At 73.5% G+C, this 19510-nt stretch carries 17 protein-coding genes and 1 pseudogene; 13 read left to right on the top strand and 5 right to left on the bottom strand.

Features of this window, described 5'->3' with window-relative positions; all coding sequences use genetic code 11:
• Positions 1-147: 147 nt before the first annotated feature.
• Positions 148-594, bottom strand: a complete 447-nt coding sequence (locus QC283_RS17515) for an ATP-binding protein (RefSeq protein ID WP_279562470.1) — start codon at positions 592-594, stop codon at positions 148-150.
• Between the two features lie 167 nt (positions 595-761).
• Between QC283_RS17515 and QC283_RS17510 the strand changes: the two genes are divergently transcribed.
• From QC283_RS17510 to QC283_RS17500, 3 genes are all read left to right on the top strand, one after another.
• Entirely contained in the window at positions 762-977 is a 216-nt protein-coding gene (locus QC283_RS17510; RefSeq protein ID WP_279562469.1) for a hypothetical protein, read from the top strand.
• A 149-nt stretch (positions 978-1126) separates the two neighbouring features.
• Positions 1127-2605 (top strand): aminotransferase class I/II-fold pyridoxal phosphate-dependent enzyme, encoded by a 1479-nt coding sequence (locus QC283_RS17505; protein WP_279562468.1) that lies wholly within the window; start codon positions 1127-1129, stop codon positions 2603-2605.
• 338 nt (positions 2606-2943) lie between these two features.
• On the top strand, positions 2944-3399 hold the full coding sequence (locus QC283_RS17500) for a cyclic nucleotide-binding domain-containing protein (protein ID WP_279562467.1): 456 nt from the start codon (positions 2944-2946) through the stop codon (positions 3397-3399).
• A 36-nt stretch (positions 3400-3435) separates the two neighbouring features.
• On the opposite strand, the gene QC283_RS17495 is transcribed toward QC283_RS17500, so the two are convergent.
• Positions 3436-4050 (bottom strand): LysE/ArgO family amino acid transporter, encoded by a 615-nt coding sequence (locus QC283_RS17495; protein WP_279562466.1) that lies wholly within the window; start codon positions 4048-4050, stop codon positions 3436-3438.
• Positions 4051-4170: 120 nt separating this feature from the next.
• Between QC283_RS17495 and QC283_RS17490 the strand changes: the two genes are divergently transcribed.
• The 3 genes and pseudogenes from QC283_RS17490 to QC283_RS17480 all read left to right on the top strand — a co-directional run bounded on the left by QC283_RS17490 (position 4171) and on the right by QC283_RS17480 (position 5882).
• Positions 4171-5088: a LysR family transcriptional regulator ArgP gene (locus tag QC283_RS17490; protein ID WP_279562465.1), complete on the top strand. Its 918-nt coding sequence runs from the start codon at positions 4171-4173 to the stop codon at positions 5086-5088.
• Positions 5089-5202: 114 nt separating this feature from the next.
• Positions 5203-5455 (top strand): annotated as a pseudogene (locus QC283_RS17485) (WhiB family transcriptional regulator).
• Between the two features lie 73 nt (positions 5456-5528).
• Positions 5529-5882, top strand: a complete 354-nt coding sequence (locus tag QC283_RS17480; protein ID WP_279562464.1) for a DUF488 domain-containing protein — start codon at positions 5529-5531, stop codon at positions 5880-5882.
• Positions 5883-6030: 148 nt separating this feature from the next.
• Here the strand turns inward: QC283_RS17480 and QC283_RS17475 are convergent, their stop codons facing one another.
• Together QC283_RS17475 and QC283_RS17470 are read right to left on the bottom strand one after the other, a co-directional pair.
• Positions 6031-7704 carry an FAD-binding dehydrogenase gene (locus QC283_RS17475; protein ID WP_279562463.1) on the bottom strand — a complete coding sequence of 558 codons (1674 nt, stop codon included), beginning with the start codon at positions 7702-7704 and terminating at the stop codon, positions 6031-6033.
• 100 nt (positions 7705-7804) lie between these two features.
• The gene (locus QC283_RS17470) at positions 7805-8428 is read right to left on the bottom strand and encodes a TetR/AcrR family transcriptional regulator (RefSeq protein WP_279562462.1); all 624 of its coding nucleotides are present in this window, start codon (positions 8426-8428) and stop codon (positions 7805-7807) included.
• 131 nt (positions 8429-8559) lie between these two features.
• On the opposite strand from QC283_RS17470, the gene QC283_RS17465 reads away from it, so the two are divergent.
• The 3 genes from QC283_RS17465 (at position 8560) to QC283_RS17455 (ending at position 11897) form a co-directional block, all read left to right on the top strand.
• Entirely contained in the window at positions 8560-9189 is a 630-nt protein-coding gene (locus QC283_RS17465; RefSeq protein WP_279562461.1) for an alpha-ketoglutarate-dependent dioxygenase AlkB, read from the top strand.
• Between the two features lie 97 nt (positions 9190-9286).
• Positions 9287-10591, top strand: coding sequence for an acyltransferase family protein (locus tag QC283_RS17460; RefSeq protein ID WP_279562460.1), 1305 nt, complete (start codon positions 9287-9289; stop codon positions 10589-10591).
• Positions 10592-10664: 73 nt separating this feature from the next.
• A complete protein-coding gene (locus QC283_RS17455) occupies positions 10665-11897 on the top strand; it encodes a DUF4032 domain-containing protein (protein WP_279562459.1) in 1233 nt (410 codons plus the stop codon).
• Positions 11898-12032: 135 nt separating this feature from the next.
• Here QC283_RS17455 and QC283_RS17450 read toward each other — a convergent pair whose 3' ends face one another.
• Entirely contained in the window at positions 12033-12905 is an 873-nt protein-coding gene (locus tag QC283_RS17450) for a universal stress protein (RefSeq protein ID WP_279562458.1), read from the bottom strand.
• Positions 12906-13173: 268 nt separating this feature from the next.
• Here QC283_RS17450 and QC283_RS17445 point away from each other — a divergent pair, with 268 nt between their 5' ends.
• The 4 genes from QC283_RS17445 to QC283_RS17430 all read left to right on the top strand — a co-directional run bounded on the left by QC283_RS17445 (position 13174) and on the right by QC283_RS17430 (position 19425).
• The gene (locus tag QC283_RS17445; protein ID WP_279562457.1) at positions 13174-16143 is read left to right on the top strand and encodes a helix-turn-helix transcriptional regulator; all 2970 of its coding nucleotides are present in this window, start codon (positions 13174-13176) and stop codon (positions 16141-16143) included.
• A gap of 129 nt (positions 16144-16272) precedes the next feature.
• A complete protein-coding gene (locus tag QC283_RS17440; RefSeq protein WP_279562456.1) occupies positions 16273-17610 on the top strand; it encodes a CAP domain-containing protein in 1338 nt (445 codons plus the stop codon).
• Positions 17611-17668: 58 nt separating this feature from the next.
• Positions 17669-18346 carry an AIM24 family protein gene (locus QC283_RS17435; protein WP_279562455.1) on the top strand — a complete coding sequence of 226 codons (678 nt, stop codon included), beginning with the start codon at positions 17669-17671 and terminating at the stop codon, positions 18344-18346.
• Positions 18347-18465: 119 nt separating this feature from the next.
• Positions 18466-19425, top strand: a complete 960-nt coding sequence (locus QC283_RS17430) for a threonine/serine dehydratase (RefSeq protein ID WP_279562454.1) — start codon at positions 18466-18468, stop codon at positions 19423-19425.
• Positions 19426-19510: the final 85 nt, after the last annotated feature.

The following is a 19510-nucleotide window of genomic DNA, read 5'->3' as shown; positions in this document are numbered from 1 at the left end:
GGACTTTCCGCGGGAACGGCACTGTCCGGGTCACCACCCGGAGGGCCTGAGCAGCCATACCGCTCCCGCTGCTGCGCCTCCGGTCCGAAGCACGAACTTGCGACTGCCCCTGCCCCGGTGGAACAAACTCCGCTTTTCGAAAAGTACTCAGGACAGCGGAACGACCACGGTGATGCACTTGCCTCCCGAGGCGAGATCTGCCACCCGTACGTCACACGCCAGCCGGCAGACGATCGGCCAGCCCCGGCCGCCGACGCGGCGGCGCCCCTGGGGGTCGGTGGCCGGCACGGCCACCGGCAGGTCGTGGCTGCGGTCGCACACCGAGAGCCGGACGCCGGGTCCGACGACGTCGACCTGGAAGTCCGTGATGCCGCCGCCGTGCAGGATGGCGTTGGTGGCCAGTTCCGAGGCGACGAGCACGGCGTCCGACAGGGCACCCATGTCGCACGACGTGCGGCCGTCGGTGCCGCAGCGTTCGGTGACGACGCGTTCGACCGTTCTGCGTGCCTCGGCGGGCCTGCACGGCCGGTACCGCCGGTGCCGGTCCGCGCCGTGCCGCTCGACGACGGGTTCGGTCGTGTGCCTGTCACACATCCGTCAGCTCCCTGGTCGGTGAGATAAGCCGGATCCGCCGACCGCACGCCGTCCGCGCGCCGTGCGGCCTCGCTACTTCCGGCTGACCTCTGCCCGTACCCCCAAACCTCCGGCCCTCCGTACGGCCCAGCGGCCATCCACGGGCTCCGCGGGGGTACGCGGAGTACATGACGGATGTTGTGGACTCGGACGAACTACTGCGCCGCATGCACCGCGCGAGGGCCTGCGCGGTGGCTCAGGAGCGGACCTGGCGGGCACGTAGGGAAGAACTGCGGCCGACCGACCCGGAGGGCTCCCGGGACGCCGCCGTACGGACGATCGCGTACGAGGCCGTCCTGCGGGTGCTGGACGAGGTGCTGACCCCGGGCCGGAACGCGGAGTGACGGAACGCGCGGCCGAACAGCGGCGGGGCGGGGCGGAGTGACGGGCCGCCGGGCCGGATGACAGGCCGCCGCGGGGAGCGACGGGCCACCGACCGGATGACGGGCGGTGGGGCGGATTGACCGGAGGCCGGGCGGGAAACCGGATCGGCATGACGGCCGACCACACCCGCGCACCCGTTCTGGAAGCCCTCGTCGACTACCGCCGCGAGGGGCGGCTGTCGTTCACACCGCCGGGGCACAAACAGGCGCGTGGGGCCGACCCGGCGGTGCGCGAGGTGCTGGGCGACGCCGTCTTCTACGGTGACGTGCTGGCGACGGGCGGACTCGACGACCGGCTCACCCGGGGGCGGGTGCTGCAGCGCGCCCAGGAGCTGATGGCCGACGCCGTGCACGCCGACCACACGTTCTTCTCGACGTGCGGGTCCTCCCTGTCGGTGAAGGCGGCGATGCTGGCGGTCGCGGGGCCGCACGAGAAGCTGCTGATCGGCCGGGACGCCCACAAGTCCGTGGTCTCGGGGCTGATCCTGTCCGGGATCGAACCGGCCTGGGTCGAGCCTCGCTGGGACGCCGAGCGGCACCTGGCCCATCCACCGTCCGCCGCGGAGTTCGAGAAGGCGTTCGAAGCCCATCCCGACGCCAAGGGTGCCCTGGTCACCAGCCCGACACCGTACGGCGCCAGCGCCGACCTGCGGGCCGTCGCCGAGGTCTGCCACCGCCGCTCGGCGCCGCTGATCGTCGACGAGGCGTGGGGAGCGCACCTGCCCTTCCACCCCGATCTGCCGTCCTGGGCGATGGACGCGGGCGCCGACATCTGCGTGACCAGCATCCACAAGATGGGCAGCGGTCTGGAGCAGGGCTCCGTGTTCCATCTGCGCGGTGACCTGGTCCCACCGAAGCTGCTCGGCATGCGGGCGGACCTGCTGGGCACCACCAGCCCCTCGGCGCTGATCTTCGCCGGGCTGGACGGCTGGCGCCGCCAGATGGCGCTGCGCGGACACGAGCTGATGGGCGGTGCCCTGGAGCTGGCGGCGGAGGTCCGCGCGGCCGTCGAGGAGATCGACGGCATGCACGTCAACGACCGGGACGACTTCTGCGGGCCGGGCCTGGCCCACGGCTTCGATCCGCTGCCCGTCGTCATCGACCTCGACGAGCTCGGCATCTCGGGTTTCCAGGCGGCGGACTGGCTGCGCGAGCACCGGAGCGTGATCGCGCACATCACCGACCACCGCCGCATCGGCGCCCAGATCACCCACGGCGACGACCGGGAGACCGCCGGCGAGCTGCTGGCCGCGCTCAAGGATCTCGCGCACGCCGCCCCCGGCCTGGATCCCGCTCCGCGCGTGGAGGTGCCCTCACCGTCCGAGCTGCGGATGCCGCAGGCGGGCCTGGTCCGGGACGCGTTCTTCGGGCCCACCGAGGACGTGCCGCTCGACCGGGCCGCGGGCCGCGTCGCGGCGGAGATGATCACGCCGTATCCGCCCGGCATCCCGGCCGTCCTGCCCGGCGAGCGGCTGGCCGAACCCGTCCTGCGGTATCTGCGCAGCGGCCTGGAGGCCGGGATGTACCTGCCCGACCCGAGCGATCCCGGCCTGGAGACGATCCGGGTCGTCGCGGAGCACGGCGGGTGAGCCCCCGGAGGCGGGGAGGCAGCGGCGGCGGCCCCGGCGAGTGAAACGGGTCACGTGACCCGCTTCCCGCTTCTTGGAAGACCCGGAAATGGTTTAGCGTTCACCCATACGTGGCGACGGGGTCGACCGGAGTGTCCTTCGTACGTCACCGCTTACGGCCCTGGCTGGCTTCCCCCGTCCAGCCAGGGCTTTTTCATGCCCCGCCCCGGCCGCCCCCGGATCCGGCACGGAATCCGCACGGAATTGGCCGTCCGCCGAGGTGCTGAGGGCGCTGCGAGCGACTGAAATGGGCATAGGGAAAGCCCCGGAACCGAATCGCCGGCGAGGAGCCCCGTGCCATGACCAAAGCGATCAAACTGCTGACCGCCCTCCCCCTTCCCCAGCGCGATCGGCTGACGGCACTCGCCCGGGAGGTCTCCTTCCCGGAGGACGCCCGGATCTTCGAGGCCGGCGGCAGGGCCGACCGCTTCTGGGTCATCCGCTCCGGCGCGGTCTCCCTGACCCAGCGGGTGACGTCCGTGCAACAGGTCCAGGTGGCCAGTTTGGGCGCGGGCGACCTGCTCGGCTGGTCCTGGTTGTTCCCGCCCTACGAATGGGACTTCGGCGCCGAGGCCTTCAGCCCGGTACGCGCCTACGAGTTCGACGCGGCCTCGGTGCTCGCCCTGTGCGAGGAGGACCCGCAGCTGGGCATCGTGCTGGTGCGCTCGGTCGCCGAGATCCTCGCGCACCGGCTGGAGACCACCAGGGGCCGGCTCATGGAGCACTACGCGCTGCACGGGCGCGGCTCCCTGTGAGGCGGCGCCGGACGCGGGGGCCGGGCCGGTCCCCGCTCACGCTCCGGCGATGAGCGTGACCCCGAGCACGATCATCGTGGTGGCGACCAGGGCGTCGAGTACGCGCCAGGCCGCGGGCCGGGCCAGGAAGCGGCCGAGGTAGCGGGCACCGAATCCGAGCGCGGCGAACCAGCACAGGCTGGCGACGACGGCACCGAGGCCGAACGTCCAGCGCAGCGGCCCCTGGTCGGCGGCGACCGAGCCCAGCAGGAACACGGTGTCGAGATAGACGTGCGGGTTGAGCCAGGTCAGTGCCAGGCAGGTGAGGACCGCCCGGCGGCGGGAGCCCGCGGCGTCGCCGTCCGCCCGCAGCGCACCGGCCGGCCGGAACACGCGCCGGGCGGCCAGGGCGCCGTAGCAGAGCAGGAAGGCGCCGCCGATCCAGCCGATCGCGGTGAGCGCGCCCGGCCAGGCCACCACCACCGCGCCGACCCCGCCGACGCCCAGGGTGATGAGCAGGGCGTCGGACAGCGCGCAGATGCCGACCACCGCGAGGATCGCTTCGCGGCGGATCCCCTGGCGCAGGACGAAGGCGTTCTGGGCACCGATGGCGACGATGAGCGAGAGGCCGGTGCCGAAGCCGGCGGCCGCGGCGGAGAGGGCGTTGTGCATGCTCTCGACGCTAAGCGGGCGATCACAGGACGTACAGCTAAAGATTCTTACGTAACCTTAGCGTTCGTGATGAGGGGTACGGACGTACAGACGGACGTACAGACGGACGGACGGGCAGGCATGACGGGAACGACCGCGGCGGCTTTCGCGGACCTTCCGCTGGATCAGGTACGCACCCTGCTGGCCGTGGTGGACGAGGGCACGTTCGACGCGGCCGCCGCCGCGCTGCACGTGACGCCGTCCGCGGTCAGCCAGCGGGTGAAGGCGCTGGAGCAGCGCACCGGCCGGGTCCTGCTGCTGCGCACCAAGCCGGTGCGGCCGACGGATTCCGGCGCGGTGCTGGTCCGCCTGGCCCGCCAGGTGGCCCGGCTGGAACGGGACGCGTACACGGAACTGGGGCTGAGCGGCGGGGCCGGGGAGCCGACCCGGGTCTCGGTCGCCGTCAACGCCGACTCGCTCGCGACCTGGTTCCTCGGCGCCCTCACGCGGGTGCCCCGGGAGCCGCGGCTCTGTTTCGAGCTGCGCCGTGAGGACGAGGACCACACGGCGACCCTGTTGCGGGAGGGCGTGGTGATGGCCGCGGTGACGTCGTCGCCCGACCCCGTCCCCGGCTGCGCCGTCCGGTACCTGGGCCGGATGCGGTATCTCCCCTGTGCCGCTCCCGGGTTCGCCGCGCGGCATCTGGACGGGCCGCCGCAGGAGGTCCTCGTCGAGGCGCCGGTGGTGTTCTTCGACCGGCGGGACGACTTCCAGGACGGTTTCGCGCGGCGGCTCGGTCTCGGCGGCGCGAGTCCCGCCCGGCACTATGTGCCGACCTCGGAGGGCTTCGTCGAGGCCGTCGCCGCCGGCCTGGGCTGGGGCATGGTGCCCGAACCGCAGGCGGAGCCGCTGCTGAGCACCGGCCGGATCGTCGACTTCGCCCCGGATCTGGCGGTGGACGTCCCGCTGTACTGGCAGCAGTGGAAACTCGACTCCCCGGCGCTGGCGGCGGTGGCCGACGCGGTGGTGGCGACGGCCCGGGAGGCGCTGCTGAGGTAGGCGCGGCAGGCGGCCCGAGGCGTCGCGCCGGTTTCACCCCGCTGTCGACAGGTCACCCGGAACGGAGCAAGGCATGCACGAGGACGCGAACGATACCGATCGCAGGTGACTTTGATGGACAACTGGCGAGAGCACGCCGCGTGCCGCACGGAGGACCCCGACCTGTTCTTCCCGATCGGGACCACCGGTCCGGCCGCTTTGCAGACCGAGCAGGCGAAGGCGGTCTGCCGGCGCTGTCCGGTCCAGGAGCAGTGTCTGCGGTGGGCGCTCGACACGGGGCAGACCCCTCGGTGTCTGGGGCGGGGCCAGCGAGCTGGAACGCCGTGCGCTCAAGCGCCGCGAGGCCGTACGCCGGAGGTCCGGCTGACCGGGTCCGGCGCGGGCGCCGGACAGGGCTCGCGACGACAGCTTTTCCGCCGACAGTGGAGAGGACCCCGGCCATGAGTGTCCGTGTGCACCGCGTCTACGACCCGCCCGAACCGGACGACGGCGTGCGGGTCCTGGTGGACCGGCTGTGGCCGCGGGGTGTGGCGAAGGACGCCGCGCACGTGGACGAGTGGCCCAAGGGGCTCACCCCGTCGACCGAACTCCGCCGCTGGTACCACGCGGACGAGGGATCCTACGAGGAGTTCGCCGACCGGTACGAGGCCGAGCTGGCCGCCCCGGAGGCGGCTGAGCTCCTCGACCACGTACGGGAGCTGGCGCGCGAGGGGGACGTGACGCTGCTGACCGCGTCCAAGTCGCCCGAGGAGAGCCACGCCGCCGTGCTGCTCCGCCTCCTCGACGGGGCCTGAGCCCGCGACGCGCGGGCCCGATGACAGCCCGGACCTGGCGACGGCGCGAACTCGGCGCGGGCGCCTGGGCTCGGCGAGGGTCTGGGCTCGGTGAGGGCGGCCCGGGCTCGGTGCGGCGTGAGGAGACGGAGCGCGGCGGCTTGTGCCGTCAGGCGGTCTGACGTGCCGCGGCCCGGCCCGCCGCCCGTCCGGAGAACAGGCAGCCGCCGAGGAAGGTACCTTCCAGCGCGTTGTAGCCGTGCACCCCGCCGCCGCCGAAACCGGCCACCTCACCCGCCGCGTACAGGCCCTCGACGGGTGTGCCGTCGACGCCCAGGGCGCGGGAGTCGAGGTCGGTCTGGATGCCGCCGAGGGTCTTGCGGGTGAGGATGTGCAGTTTGACGCCGATCAGCGGGCCCGCCGCCGGGTCGAGGACGCGGTGCGGCGTGGCGACCCGGCCGAGGCGGTCGCCGATGTAGCGGCGGGCGTTGCGGATGCCCTGGACCTGGGCGTCCTTGGCGTACGGGTTGGCCATCTGGAGGTCCCGGGCCTCTATCTGACGCCGGATGCCGGCGGCGTCGAGGAGCGGCTTGTCGGTCAGCCCGTTCATCCTGTCGACGAGTTGCTCCAGGTTCGGCGCGGTCACGAAGTCGGCGCCGTTGCGCAGGAAGGCGTCCACCGGGCCCGGGGCGCCCTTGCCGAGGACGCGTTCGCGCAGGAACCCGGCGCGGTCCTTCGCGGTGATGTCGGGGTTCTGCTCGGAGCCGGAGAGCGCGAACTCCTTCTCGATGATCTTCTGGGTGAGGATGAACCAGGAGTGGTCGTGGCCGGCGAGGTCATCGGCCGTGCGCAGATGCCGGAGGGTGCCGAGGGTGTCGTAGCCGGGCAGGCACGGTTCGGGCAGGCGACGGCCGAGGGCGTCGAACCACAGGGAGGACGGTCCGGGCAGGATGCGGATGCCGTGGCCCGGCCAGACCGGGTCCCAGTTGCGGATGCCCTCGGTGTAGTGCCACATGCGGTCGCGGTTGACCAGGCGTGCGCCCGCCTCGGCGCTGATGTCGAGCATCCGCCCGTCGACGTAGGCGGGGACGCCGGTGACCATCTCGGCGGGCGGGGTGCCGAGGCGCTCGGGCCAGTGACGGCGGACGATGTCGTGGTCGGCGCCGATGCCGCCGGAAGTGACGATCACGGCCTGGGCGGTGAGTTCGAACTCACCGATCGCGTCACGGCTGGAGGCGACCCCGCGAGGCGAGTGGTCCTCGGCCAGTACCGTGCCGCGCACGCCGCGCGCGGTGCCGTCCTCGACGACCAGGTGGTCGACGCGGTGACGGTGGTGGAAGGTGAGCAGCCCGTCGCGCACGGCCTGCCTGGCGTACCGCACGAACGGCTCGACGACGCCCGTGCCGGTGCCCCAGGCGATGTGGAAGCGGGGCACGGAGTTGCCGTGTCCGCCGGCCCGGAGGTCGCCGCGCTCGGCCCAGCCGACGGTGGGCAGGAAGGTGATGCCGTGCCCCGCGAGCCAGGACCGCTTCTCCCCCGCCGCCCACTCGACGTACGCCCGGGCCCAGCGCACCGCCCACGAGTCCTCGTCCTCGGTCCGGTCGAAGCCCGCGCTGCCCTGCCAGTCGTTCCAGGCCAGGTCGAAGGAGTCCTTGACGCCGAGGCGCCGCTGCTGAGGGGAGTCGACGAGGAAGAGGCCGCCGAAGGACCAGAAGGCCTGCCCGCCGAGGTTGGCCGCGTTCTCCTGGTCGACGAGGGCCACTCTCCTGCCCCGGCTGGTCAGTTCGTGGGCCGCGACCAGGCCCGCCAGGCCCGCTCCGACCACGATGACGTCGGCATCCATGGCGACCGTCCCTTCCTGTTGCGTGTCATTGGGGTTCAAGAGGTCTGGGAGTTCGGGGGGTTCGGGGTTCGAGTGGTGTGGGGTTTCAAGGGTCAGGGCTTCAAGGAGTGCTGCCGCCCTCGGTGAGCAGTGCGGTGAGCAGCCGGCCCAGCCAGGCGCGGGCGTGCTCGACGTCCCGGTCCAGGAGCAGCTGGGTGGTGACTCCGTCGTACGCGGCGACCACGGCGTGCGCGGCGCCGTCGGCGTCGCCCAGCACGGCGGGCAGGGCGGTGTGCCCGCGCGCCCGGGCGAGGCGGTCGGCGATCGCGCGTCGCAGGCGCGCCCGGTGCTCCAGCAGGGCCCGTGCCACGGCCGGGTCGCGAGCGGCGTGCACCAGGAAGTCCGTCTTCACCAGGAGCCACTCCCGGTCCAGGAGCAGCACCTCGGTGACACGGTTCACGGCGGCCGGCACGTCCAGGTCCGGACCGTCCAGTGCCAGTGCGCCGGACACCTGCTCCGCGATCAGGTCGGCCCGTTCTCGGTAGAGCGCGAAGAACAGCTCGTCGAGGCTGTCGAAGTTCGAGTAGAAGGCGCCCCGGCTGTAACCGGCCGCCTCGCAGACCTCCTCGATCGACACCCGGCCGAAACCCTTGGCGGCGAACACCGCGAACGCCGCGTCCAGAAGGTTCGCGCGGGTCCGCACACGCCGCCGGGTGACGCGGCCGGCCGTCTCCTTCACCACCATGTCCGGCCCTCCTTCCCTCACTCGATACGGAAATGTATCGGATACGCCGCCGTATCCACAGGCCTTCGCGACGGGACCGCCCACATCCACGAAAATAGAACGCAGATTCGAATGAGAGGTACGCTGGTGCCATGACCACGCATCTCCAGGGCTCGCTCTTCGACCAGACCGACGAGGCCCGGCTCGGCCCGCTCGACGGGCTGCGCCGCACCCGCCTCGGCTCCGGTGCCTGGATCGACCTGCTCCCCGGCTGGCTGAGCGGCGCCGACGCGCTGTTCGAACGACTGGCCGCCGAGGTCCCGTGGCGCGCGGAGCGGCGTGCCATGTACGACCAGGTGGTCGACGTACCCCGGCTGCTCTCCTTCTACGGCGTCGGTGACACGCTGCCGCACCCGCTGCTGGCCGAGGCCCGCGACGCGCTGTCCGCTCACTACGCCGAGGAGCTGGGCGAGCCCTTCACCACCGCCGGGCTGTGCCACTACCGCGACGGCCGGGACAGCGTCGCCTGGCACGGCGACCGGATCGGACGGGGCGCGCGACAGGACACGATGGTCGCCATCCTGTCGGTCGGGGCGCCCAGGGACCTGCTGCTGCGCCCGGCGGGCGGTGGCGGCGACACGGTGCGCCGTCCGCTGGGCCACGGCGACCTGATCGTGATGGGCGGCTCCTGCCAGCGCACCTGGGAGCACTGCGTCCCCAAGAGCACCCGCGCCGGCGGGCCCCGCATCAGCGTCCAGTTCCGCCCGCACGGCGTGCGCTGAACCGCCGTACTCGGCGCCCGGCCCGCGGGCCGTACCGGAAGTCTGTCCTCCCCCGGCCCGCTGCCCCACACTGGGCGCACCTCGGGCGGGAGGGCCGATGAACGCGGACACGGGACGAGGGCCGGACACGGGGCGAGGTGCGGACGCCGGCCGGCGCGGCGAACTCGACGCGCTGCGCGCTCTCGTCGTACTGGGTCTGGTCTTCTTCCACACCGCCCTCGTGTTCTCACCGGACGACGACTTCTACGTCAAGAACGCGCAGACCACGGACGCCGTCACCGTCGTCGCCGGGTTCGGTGTGGTCTGGGCCATGCCCATGCTGTTCCTCGTCGCCGGTCTCGGCGCCCGGCACTCGATCCGCCGCCGCGGACCCGGCGGGTTCGCCCGGGAACGCCTGCTGCGCCTGGGCGTCCCCCTCGTCTTCGCGACGGCGGTCCTGTGCCCCCTCCCCCAGTGGCTGCGGCTGCGCGCCGCCGACCCGGGCTACGACGAGTCGTACTGGCGGTTCTGGCCGCGCTTCCTGACCGTCCGCCCGGACCTCGCCGACTTCCCCTTCGTCGTGGAGGGGGACCACTTCGAGACCGGGCATCTGTGGTTCGTCGTCCTGCTGCTCGCCTTCTGCCTGCTGCTCGCCCCGGTGGCGACCCGGCTGACGACCGGCGCCGGACGCGTGGCCCCCGCTCTGCGCCGCCACCCGGCCCTGCTGCTGCTCCCCGCGCTGCCGCTCGCCGCCGTCAACGCGCTGCTGGGCATGGAGGAGGACTACGCGGGCTGGAACCGCTGGGCCTATCTGCTGTTCTTCCTGTGCGGCTTCGCCCTCGCCGACGACGGGCGGATCCGGGAGGTGACGCGCCGCGCGGCGGTACCGGTGGGCCTGCTCGGACTCGCGCTGTTCGCCGGGTCCGCGCCCGGATTCGTCGCGGGTGACGACCCGTTCACCGCATGGGACCCCCTCGCCCTGTTCACCCGGGCGGCCTTCGGGGCGGCCGGTTGGTGCTGGGTGGTCTCGATCCTCGGCCTGCTGGACCGGCCCCGGAACCGGACGGCACGCACACGGCCCGGCACGGCCGGCCGGGCCGCGCGACGGGACGCGGCACTGCGGTATCTGGGGGTGGCCGCGCTGCCCCTGTACGTGCTGCACCAGCCGGTGGTGGTCGCCTTCGCGTACGGCGTGGTCGGATGGTCCGCGCCGATGGCGGTCGAGTACGCGGTGATCGTGACGGCTTCGCTGGGGGCGATCCTCGTCGGATACGAGTACGGGGTGCGCAGGACGCCGGTGACACGCTTCCTGTTCGGGATGCGGCCGGCCGCCGCGCGGCGCCGCTCCGTCCGGGGTTCGCCTCCGCCGGACCCGGCGCTGCCACGGGACCCGCCGGACCCGCCGCTGCCGCCGCCTTCCTGACGGCATCGGGCACTTCGGCGAGAAGGACGCCTCGCGCGACAGGCTCGGGAACGGGCGTTCTAGAGTCGGGGGCATGGCCTTGCAGATCAGTGCCACCAATCCGGAGCACCCCGCGCTCCTGCTCGAACTGCCGTGGCAGACGCCGCTGGAGGAGTGGCCCGAGGAGTACCTCGTGCCGCTGCCGCGCGGCATCTCCCGCCACGTGGTCCGCTACGCCCGCGCCGGGGACGAGGTGATCGCCGTCAAGGAGCTGGCCGAACGGCCCGCGCTGCGCGAATACCAGCTGCTGCGCGACCTCGACCGCCTCGCCATCCCCGCGGTGGACGCGCTCGCCGTCGTCACCGGCCGCCTCGGCACCGCCGGTGAGCCGCTGGAACCGGTGCTCGTCACCCGGCACCTCGGCGGCTCGCTGCCGTACCGGTCGATGTTCGAGACGACGCTGCGCCCGGCGACCATGCACCGCCTGATGGACGCCCTGGCCGTGCTGCTGGTCCGGCTGCACCTGGCCGGGTTCGCGTGGGGAGACTGCTCACTGTCCAACACGCTCTTCCGGCGCGACGCGGGCGCCTACGCCGCGTACCTGGTGGACGCCGAGACCGGCGACCTGCACCCGCGGCTGAGCGACGGGCAGCGCGACTACGACCTCGACCTCGCCCGGGTGAACATCAGCGGCGAACTGCTCGACCTGGAGGCGTCGGGGGCGCTGCACCCCTCCGTCGACCCGATCGACTTCGGTACCGAGATCTGCGCCCGCTACCGGAGTCTGTGGGAGGAGCTGACCCGCACCTCCGTCTATCCGGCGGGCAAGTACCACTACATCGAGCGCCGGATCCGGCGGCTCAACGACCTCGGTTTCGACGTGGCCGAGATGCAGATCGAGCACGCCTCGAACGGCGACACGGTCACCTTCGTGCCCAAGGTCGTCGACGCCGGCCACCACCAGCGCCAGCTGCTGCGTCTGACCGGCCTGGACGCCGAGGAGAACCAGGCCCGGCGGCTGCTGAACGACCTGGAGAGCTGGATGGCCACCCAGGACGACTACGCCCCCGGCGATCCTCTCGGCGCCCGCCCGGAGGTTCTGGCCCACCGCTGGGTGCGCGAGGTCTTCCGGCCCACCGTGCGCGCCGTACCGGTGGAGCTGCGCGGTGCGATGGACCCGGCCGAGATCTACCACGAGCTGCTGGAGCACCGCTGGTACCTGTCCGAGCGGGCCCAGCACGACATCGGCCTGGACACGGCCGTGGTGGACTACATCGCGAACATCCTGCCCAGGGCCCGGGAGACCCTGCAGCCCACGGCCGACTGAGTCACGGCCCGGTCGGGACGCCCGCACACGTGACACGCGCGGGCGCCACGTGTGCGGGCGCCACGTGTGCGGGCGCCACGTGTGCGGGCGCCACGTGTGCGGGTCGCACGTGTGCGCCTCCACCATGTGCGGGCCTCACATGTGCGGGACCACGGCCACCGGGCAGTCCGCGTGGTGCAGCACGCCGTGCGCCACCGAGCCGATCCGGGCGCCGACCGCCGTACGACGGGCCCGGCGGCCGACCACCATCAGCTGGGCGTCCGCGGCCACCGACAGCAGCACCTGCCCCGCGCTGCCCATCTCCACGTGCTCGATCACCGGGACGTCGGGGAAGCGCTCGCGCCACGGCCCGAGCGCCTCGCCGAGCGCCTTCCTCTCGTAGGACTCCAGGCCCCCCGCCTCGTCGGCGAGCCGCATCGACCCCGGGCTGTAGGTGAACACCGTCGGCAGGGCCCAGGCCCGGACGGCCCGGACGGTGGCACCGCGCGCGGCGGCCGCCTCGAAGGCGAACCCGATCACGTCGGCACTGTCCTCCGGCTCCCCCTGCTGTCCCACGACGACCTCACGGCCGGCGACCTCGGTCGCGGCCTCCTCTCCGGCCCGTACGAGGACGACCGGTCGCGGCGCCTGGGCGATCACCTGCTGGCCGACCGAGCCGAGCAGGAACCCGACGACCGCCCCGTGGCCGCGCGAGCCGAGCACCAGCGTCCCGGCGTCGCCCGCGGCGGCGAGCAGCGCGGCGACGGCGTCGCCCTCGCGGACCTCGGTGGACACCGTGAGGTCCGGATACCGCTCGGTGACGGTCCCCACCGACTCGGCGACCGAGTCCCGGACCCACCGCTCCTGCACGTCCCGGTCCCCCGTGGCGGCCGCGTCCTGCGGCTGGAACCGCCAGGCGTGCACGACGTGCAGAGGCGCTCCCCGGCGGACCGCCTCCCTCGCGGCCCAGGCCAATGCGGCCAGGCTCTCCTCCGAACCGTCGACCCCTGCCGTGATCGGGCGCGTCATGCGGTTCCCTCCCTGTGTCGCGGTCACGTCCATGAAGTCCAGTCTTCCCTACCCGGTCCCCAGGACTTCGCAGTGGGAGCAGCTGAACGTCGACGCGACCGAGGGCGACGAGTTCTGCGTGCTGGGCGCCCGGAGCCTTTCTGCGGCCGGCTGGGCCGGGCCCGGCGACTCGGGCCGGCGGGCTCGGGCCGGCGGGTTGCCACGGCCCGCTCGACGCGGCGCCCTCGTTCACGCATGGGCTGTCGGACCCGCATGCCAGGATGGCAACGTGCCGCAGACCTCATTCGCCAGCCCGCTCGTCGGCCGCGAGGACGAACTCGCCCGTCTCACCGGCGTGCTGGAGCGCGCCCGCGCCGGAGAGGCCCGCGCGGTACTGATCGCGGGGGACGCCGGGGTCGGCAAGACCCGGACCCTCGACGAGGTCTCCGGGCGGGCCGCCGCGGCCGGGACGACCGTGCTCACCGGGCACTGCGTCGACCTGGGCGACGTCGGCCTGCCGTACCTGCCCTTCACCGAGATCCTCGGCGTGCTGGCCGCCGACGAGCGGTTCGCCGCCGTGCTGGCCGCCCATCCGGTGGCCGACCGGCTGCTCGGCGGCGGTCCGGACGAGGGGGGCGACGGGGATCCCACCACGCGCTCGCGGCTGCGGCTGTTCGAGGGTGTGGCCGCGCTGCTGACCGAGCTGACGGACGTCGCCCCGCTGCTGCTGGTCCTGGAGGACCTGCACTGGGCCGACCAGTCCTCCCGGGACCTGCTGAGGTTCCTGCTCAGCCGGGGAGTTCCGCAACGGCCCGCGGGCGGGGTGCCCGGCGGGCGGCTCGCGGTGTTCGCCTCCTACCGGGCGGACGACCTGCACCGCCGTCACCCGCTGCGGCCCCTGCTGGCCGAGCTGGTGCGCCTGCCCACCGTGGAGCGGCTGGAGCTGCGGCCCCTGCCCGACGCCGACGTGGCCCGGCTGGTGCGTTCCCTGCGGGACCGGCCGCTGCCCGACACCACCGTGCACCGGATCGTCGAACGCGCCGAGGGCAACGCCTTCTACGCCGAGGAACTGGTCGCGGCCACGGACACGCCCGCCAAGGGCGTGCCCAGCGGTCTGGCCGACGTGCTGCTCATCCGCTTCGAGCAGCTTTCCGAGACCGCCCAGCAGGTGCTGCGCACCGCCGCGGTGGCCGGGCGCCGCGTGGGGCACGATCTGCTGCGGGACGCCGTGGGGCTGCCCGAGGAGCAGCTGGAGTCGGCGCTGCGCGAGGCCGTGGAGCGGCAGTTGCTCGTCTCCGGCGACGGGGGCACCTACTCCTTCCGGCACGCCCTGGCGCGGGAGGCGGTCTACGCCGACCTGCTTCCCGGCGAACGGGCCCGGCTGCACGGCGCCTTCGCGCGGCTGCTCGCCGCCAGGGACCGCCGTTCCGACAGCGCGGCCGAGCGCGCCCATCACTACCGCGAGAGTCACGACCTGCCCGAAGCGCTCGCCGCCTCGCTGGAGGCCGCCGACCACGCCCAGCGCGTCGGCGCGCCCGCGGAGGAGCTGCGGCACGTCGAGTCGGCCCTGGACCTGTGGCCGGCCGTCGACGCCGCCGCACGGCCCGGCGTCCCCGACGCCGTGACGCTGACGCTGCGTGCCTCGGCGGCCGCGGCGCACGCCGGGGAGCTGCACCGCGCGGTCTCCCTCACCCGGTCCGCGCTGGCCGGCCTCGGCCACGACGCGGACCTGGAGCTCGCCGCCCGGGTCCGCTACACACTCGCCGGGAACCTGCTGAACGTCGACAACCTGTCGTCCGCGTTCGCCCACAGCAGCGAGGCGCTCAGCCTGATCCCCGCCGAGCCGCCGTCGTCGACGTGGGTGTGGGCGGCGGCCACCCATGTGACGGCGGCCCGCCAGGTCGGCGAGAACGAGACGGCGCTGCGGGTGGCCCGCCGTGCCCTGCGCGTCGCGAAGGACCTGGGCGTCACCGACGCACGCGCCGACCTCCTGATCTCCCTGGCCGGCCTCGAAGGCGACAACAGGAGCACTCCGAAGGGCCGGGAGCGGCTGCTGGAGGCACGGGAGCTGGCGCGGCGGTCGGGGAACGCGCCGGTGGAGATGCGCGCGCTGTTCAATCTCGCCATCGGCTGCTTCGAGTCCGGTGACCTGGAGGAGTGCCTGCCCTGGGCGGCGGAGGGACTGGACCGGGCCCGCCGCTCCGGGCTGCTGTCGTCGCCGTATCCGCGGGAGATGCGCTATCTGCGGCTGCTGGTGCAGTACACGTTGGGCCACTGGGACGACTGTGTGCGCGGGACCGCGGACAGTGCCGGGGTGCTGCCCGCCGCGGACGGTCACGCCCTCGGGCCCGGTCTGTACGTGGCGTTGGCCCGCGGCGACGCCGGGGCCGCCGAACGCGCCCGCGCGATGCTGGAGGGGCCGTTCGACTGGATGGGCACGATGGTCGCGGGCGTCGTGCTGACCGACGCCGCCGCGCTGCGCGGGGACCCGGAGGACGCCGTGCGGTGGATGCGGTCCACCGTCGAGGCGCTCACCGACGACGCGGGCACGCGGCCCGCCGTGACGGTCAAGCTGATCGCCCTCGCGCTGTCCGCGGTCGCCGACAGCGTCGTCGAGTCGCGCGGGGCGGGCGACGAGTCGGGGGCCCGTCGCTGGAAGGAGACGGCGGCGGACCTGGTGGAGCAGGCCAGGTCGTCCGCCGGACAAGGGGAGGACGGCACACCGCAGGGCCCGGAGGGCCAGGCGTGGCTGGCGCGCGCGGAGGCGGAACTGGCACGGATCGCCGGGACCGGTCCGGACCCGGCGTCCTGGGAGAAGGCGGTGGCGGGATTCGCGTACGGCGACGCCTACGAACGCGCGCGGTGCCGGCTGCGGCTGGCGGAGGCCCTGCTGGCGGCCGACCGCCGCGAGGAGGCGGCGGCCGAGGCGGACACCGTACGCCGGGAGGCCGACCGGCTCGGCGCGACGCTGCTGCGCGAGCGGCTGGACGACCTGGTCCGCCGCGGCCGGCTGACGGACGCGGCGCCCACCGGCGGCCGTGCGGCGGTGCTCACCGCCCGCGAGCAGGACGTACTGCGGCTCCTCGCCCTCGGCCGCAGCAATCGCCGGATCGGTGAGGAGCTGTTCATCAGCGCCAAGACGGCGAGCGTCCACGTCTCCAACATCCTCGCCAAGCTTCGGGCGGCCAGCCGCACGGAGGCGGTGGCCGTCGCCTACCGGCAGGGCCTGATCACTCCGGAGCGAACGGCCTCGGGCTGAGCCCTGGGCGCCGGCCGTGCGCCGGGAACCCCCGTTGCCCTGTGGACGTTGACCCGACACCGACACCGCGACACTCCGACCGAAACGCACCCCCGGCCGAAAACATGGAACGAGGACACAGGCGGCACGATGAGCGAGTTGGTCCCCGGAGGCAACGTCCCCCTGCCCGACGGCCCCGTGAGCGTGCGGGTGCCCGGTGGCTTCGACGTGACGGCACTCATCACCGATGACGGTGGCAAGGTGGCCGGCGACGGCGACTTCGTCTTCTACAACCAGCCGGAGGCACCTGGCGCCCGGTTGCGGGGTGACACGCTCACCGTCGATCCCGCGCGGCTGCGCCCCGGCGCCACCCGGGTGACGGTGGCGGTCAGCCCCTCGGACCCCGGGACCACCCTGAGCGCCCTCCCCTCCCCCACCCTCCGTGTCACCGACGCGCGCGGGCACGCGCTGACCCGGTTCACCCCCTCGCGCCCCCGGCAGGAGACCGTACTGCTGCTCGCGGAGTTCTACCGACGCGGCGAGGCATGGAAGTTGCGTGCTCTGGGACAGGGGTACGCCGACGGACTCGCCGGTCTCGCCCGCGACTTCGGGGTGGACGTGGACGACGACGCACCCTCGCCCGCGCCCGCCACCCCTTCGCCCGGCGCCGCGACACCGGCCGCGTCCCCCGCCGACTCCTCCTCCCCCGCCGACCCCGACGGCTTCCTCGCCCTGGTCAACTCCGCCCGGACCGCCGCCGGTTCCCGTCCCGTCTCCACCGACCCGCGCCTGGTCTCCGCGGCCCGTGCCCACGCCGCCGCCATGGCCGCCGCGGGCACACTGAGCGTCGAGACCCGGGACGGTGTCTCCGTCCACCAGCGCGTCGCCCTGGCCGGTTACGCCTATCTCACCGTCGGCGAGCACCTGGTCTCCGGCCCGCGCACGCCCACCGAGTTCGTCGCGTACTGCCTGCGCACCGAGCGGACCCGGCGCACACTGCACGAGGCGGCCTTCACGCACGCCGGGTGGGCGTCCGTCACCGGCGGGCCCTCGGACGACACGTACTGGACCGTGGTGTGGGCCGTGCCGCTCACCCCGGACGGCCTGGCCCGCACGACGGCCGAGGTCGTCGACCTCACCAACCGGGAGCGGGCCGGGGCCGGCCTCCCCGCGCTGGCCGTCGACGCCCGGCTGACCCGGGCCGCGCAGGCGCACAGCGCGGACATGGTGGCCCGCGACTTCTACTCCCACACCGACCCCGACGGCGGCAAGCCCTGGGACCGGGCCGCCGCCGCGGGTGCCACGCGGCGCACGGTCGGGGAGAACATAGCCTGCGGCCAGCGTTCCCCCGCCGACGTGGTGGAGGGCTGGATGAACAGCCCGGGGCACCGCGCCAACATCCTCAAGGCGGACTTCACCCACATCGGGATCGGCCTCGCCTGCGGCGGCCGGTCGGGCACCTACTGGACCCAGGTCTTCGGCGGCTGAACACGTCGACAGGAACGCGATCTTGGCGGAACGGGAGACTCCGGGCGAGGATGCCCGTATGAAGGGTGACCTCTTTTCCAGCGAGCACATGGTGCAGCCCGCCACCGCGCCGGGCATGACCGTCGAGAACTCCAAGTGCATCCGTTACACGGTGAACGGCGACATGCTCGCCCGGCAGGGCGCGATGGTCGCCTATCGCGGCAACCTCCAGTTCGAACGCAAGGGCCAGGGCGTGGGCGGCATGCTCAAGCGCGCGGTCACCGGGGAGGGCCTGCCCCTGATGGCGGTGCGCGGACAGGGCGAGGCCTGGTTCGCGCACGAGGCGCAGAGCTGCTTCGTCGTGGAGGTGGAGCCCGGCGACGAGTTCACGGTCAACGGCCGCAACGTCCTGTGCTTCGACTCCTCGTTGTCGTACCGCATCGCCACCGTGAAGGGCGCGGGCATCACCGGCGGCGGGCTGTTCAACAGCGTCTTCACCGGCCATGGCAGGCTGGGGCTGGTGTGCGAGGGCAGCCCGCTGGTCATCCCGGTCTCGCCCGAGTACCCGGTGTACGTCGACACCGACGCGATCGTCGGCTGGTCGGCGGGACTGTCGACCTCCCTGCACCGTTCGCAGTCCATCGGCTCGATGCTGCGCGGCGGTTCGGGCGAGGCCGTGCAACTGGTACTCCAGGGGCAGGGCTATGTCGTCGTACGGCCGAGTGAGGTGACACCGCAGAAGGGGCAGCAGCACTGAGGCGCGGGCCCGGTACGCGGACGCTCCCCCGTCCTCGGGAACCGTGTTGACCTCGGGCGCGGCGCGCGAAAGGGTGCGAAGCGGCGTGGATCACCGCCCGCGCCGGAAGGATGACTGCCTTGATCGGGATCACGGAGATCGAAGCCGCGGCCGAGCGGATCGCCGGACATGTCGTACGCACCCCGACCGTGCCCAGCCCCGGGTTGTCCGCGCTGCTCGGGGTCCCGGTCACCGCGAAGCTGGAGCTGCTCCAGCGCACCGGCTCCTTCAAGGCGCGCGGTGCGACGGCGAAGCTGCTGTCGCTGACCGAGGCCGAGCGGGCCGCCGGTGTCGTCGCGGTCAGCGGCGGCAACCACGGCATCGCCGTGGCCGTCATGGCCGCCGCCCTCGACGTGAAGGCCACGGTGGTCATGCCGCGTACGGCACCCGCCCGCTCCGTGGAGACCGCGCAGGAGGCGGGCGCGCTGGTGCGGCTCACCGACGGCATGGACAGTGCCTTCACGCTGGTGACCCGGCTGCGGGAGGAGGGACTGACTCTCGTCCACCCCTTCGACGACCCCGTGGTGATCGCGGGCCAGGGCACCGTCGGCCTGGAGTTCGCCGAGGACGCCGGAGGGCTCACCGACGTGGTCGTGAGCGTCGGGGGCGGCGGGCTGATCGCGGGAGTCGCGGCGGCGCTGCGGGACCTGCGGCCGGACGTGCGGATCTGGGGCGTGGAGACCGAGGGCGCCGAGGCGATGTCGCGGGCGCTGGCGGCGGGCGGACCACTGACCGTGCCCCTGTCCTCGGTCGTCACCACGCTCAGCGCCCCGTCCGTCTCGCAGCTGACGTACGACCATGTGTCGGAGCTCGTGGGCGAGGTGCTCGTGGTGCCGGACCGGGAGGCCGTCGAGGGTTCACTGGCCCTCGCCGAGCACGGCAAGCTGTGGACCGAGCCGGCCGCCGGCTGTCTGCTGCCCGCGGCCCGGCGCGTGGTGGAGCGGGTGGGTGACGGCGCCCGGATCGGGCTGGTGGTGTGCGGAGGCAACTCCACGAGCGCGGACATGACGGCCTGGGCGCACCGATTCGGCCTGCGCTGACGCCGCTTTCCAGCACACGATCCTGGCGCCGTTTTGAAGAAGGGTCAGAAAGGGACCCGGTGTCGCACCGGCGTTGAACGCACCA

Source organism: Streptomyces sp. DH41, from assembly GCF_029813785.1.
Taxonomy (GTDB): domain Bacteria; phylum Actinomycetota; class Actinomycetes; order Streptomycetales; family Streptomycetaceae; genus Streptomyces.
Note: the sequence above shows the minus strand (reverse complement) of the source record. Positions and strands in the feature narration are given on the sequence as shown.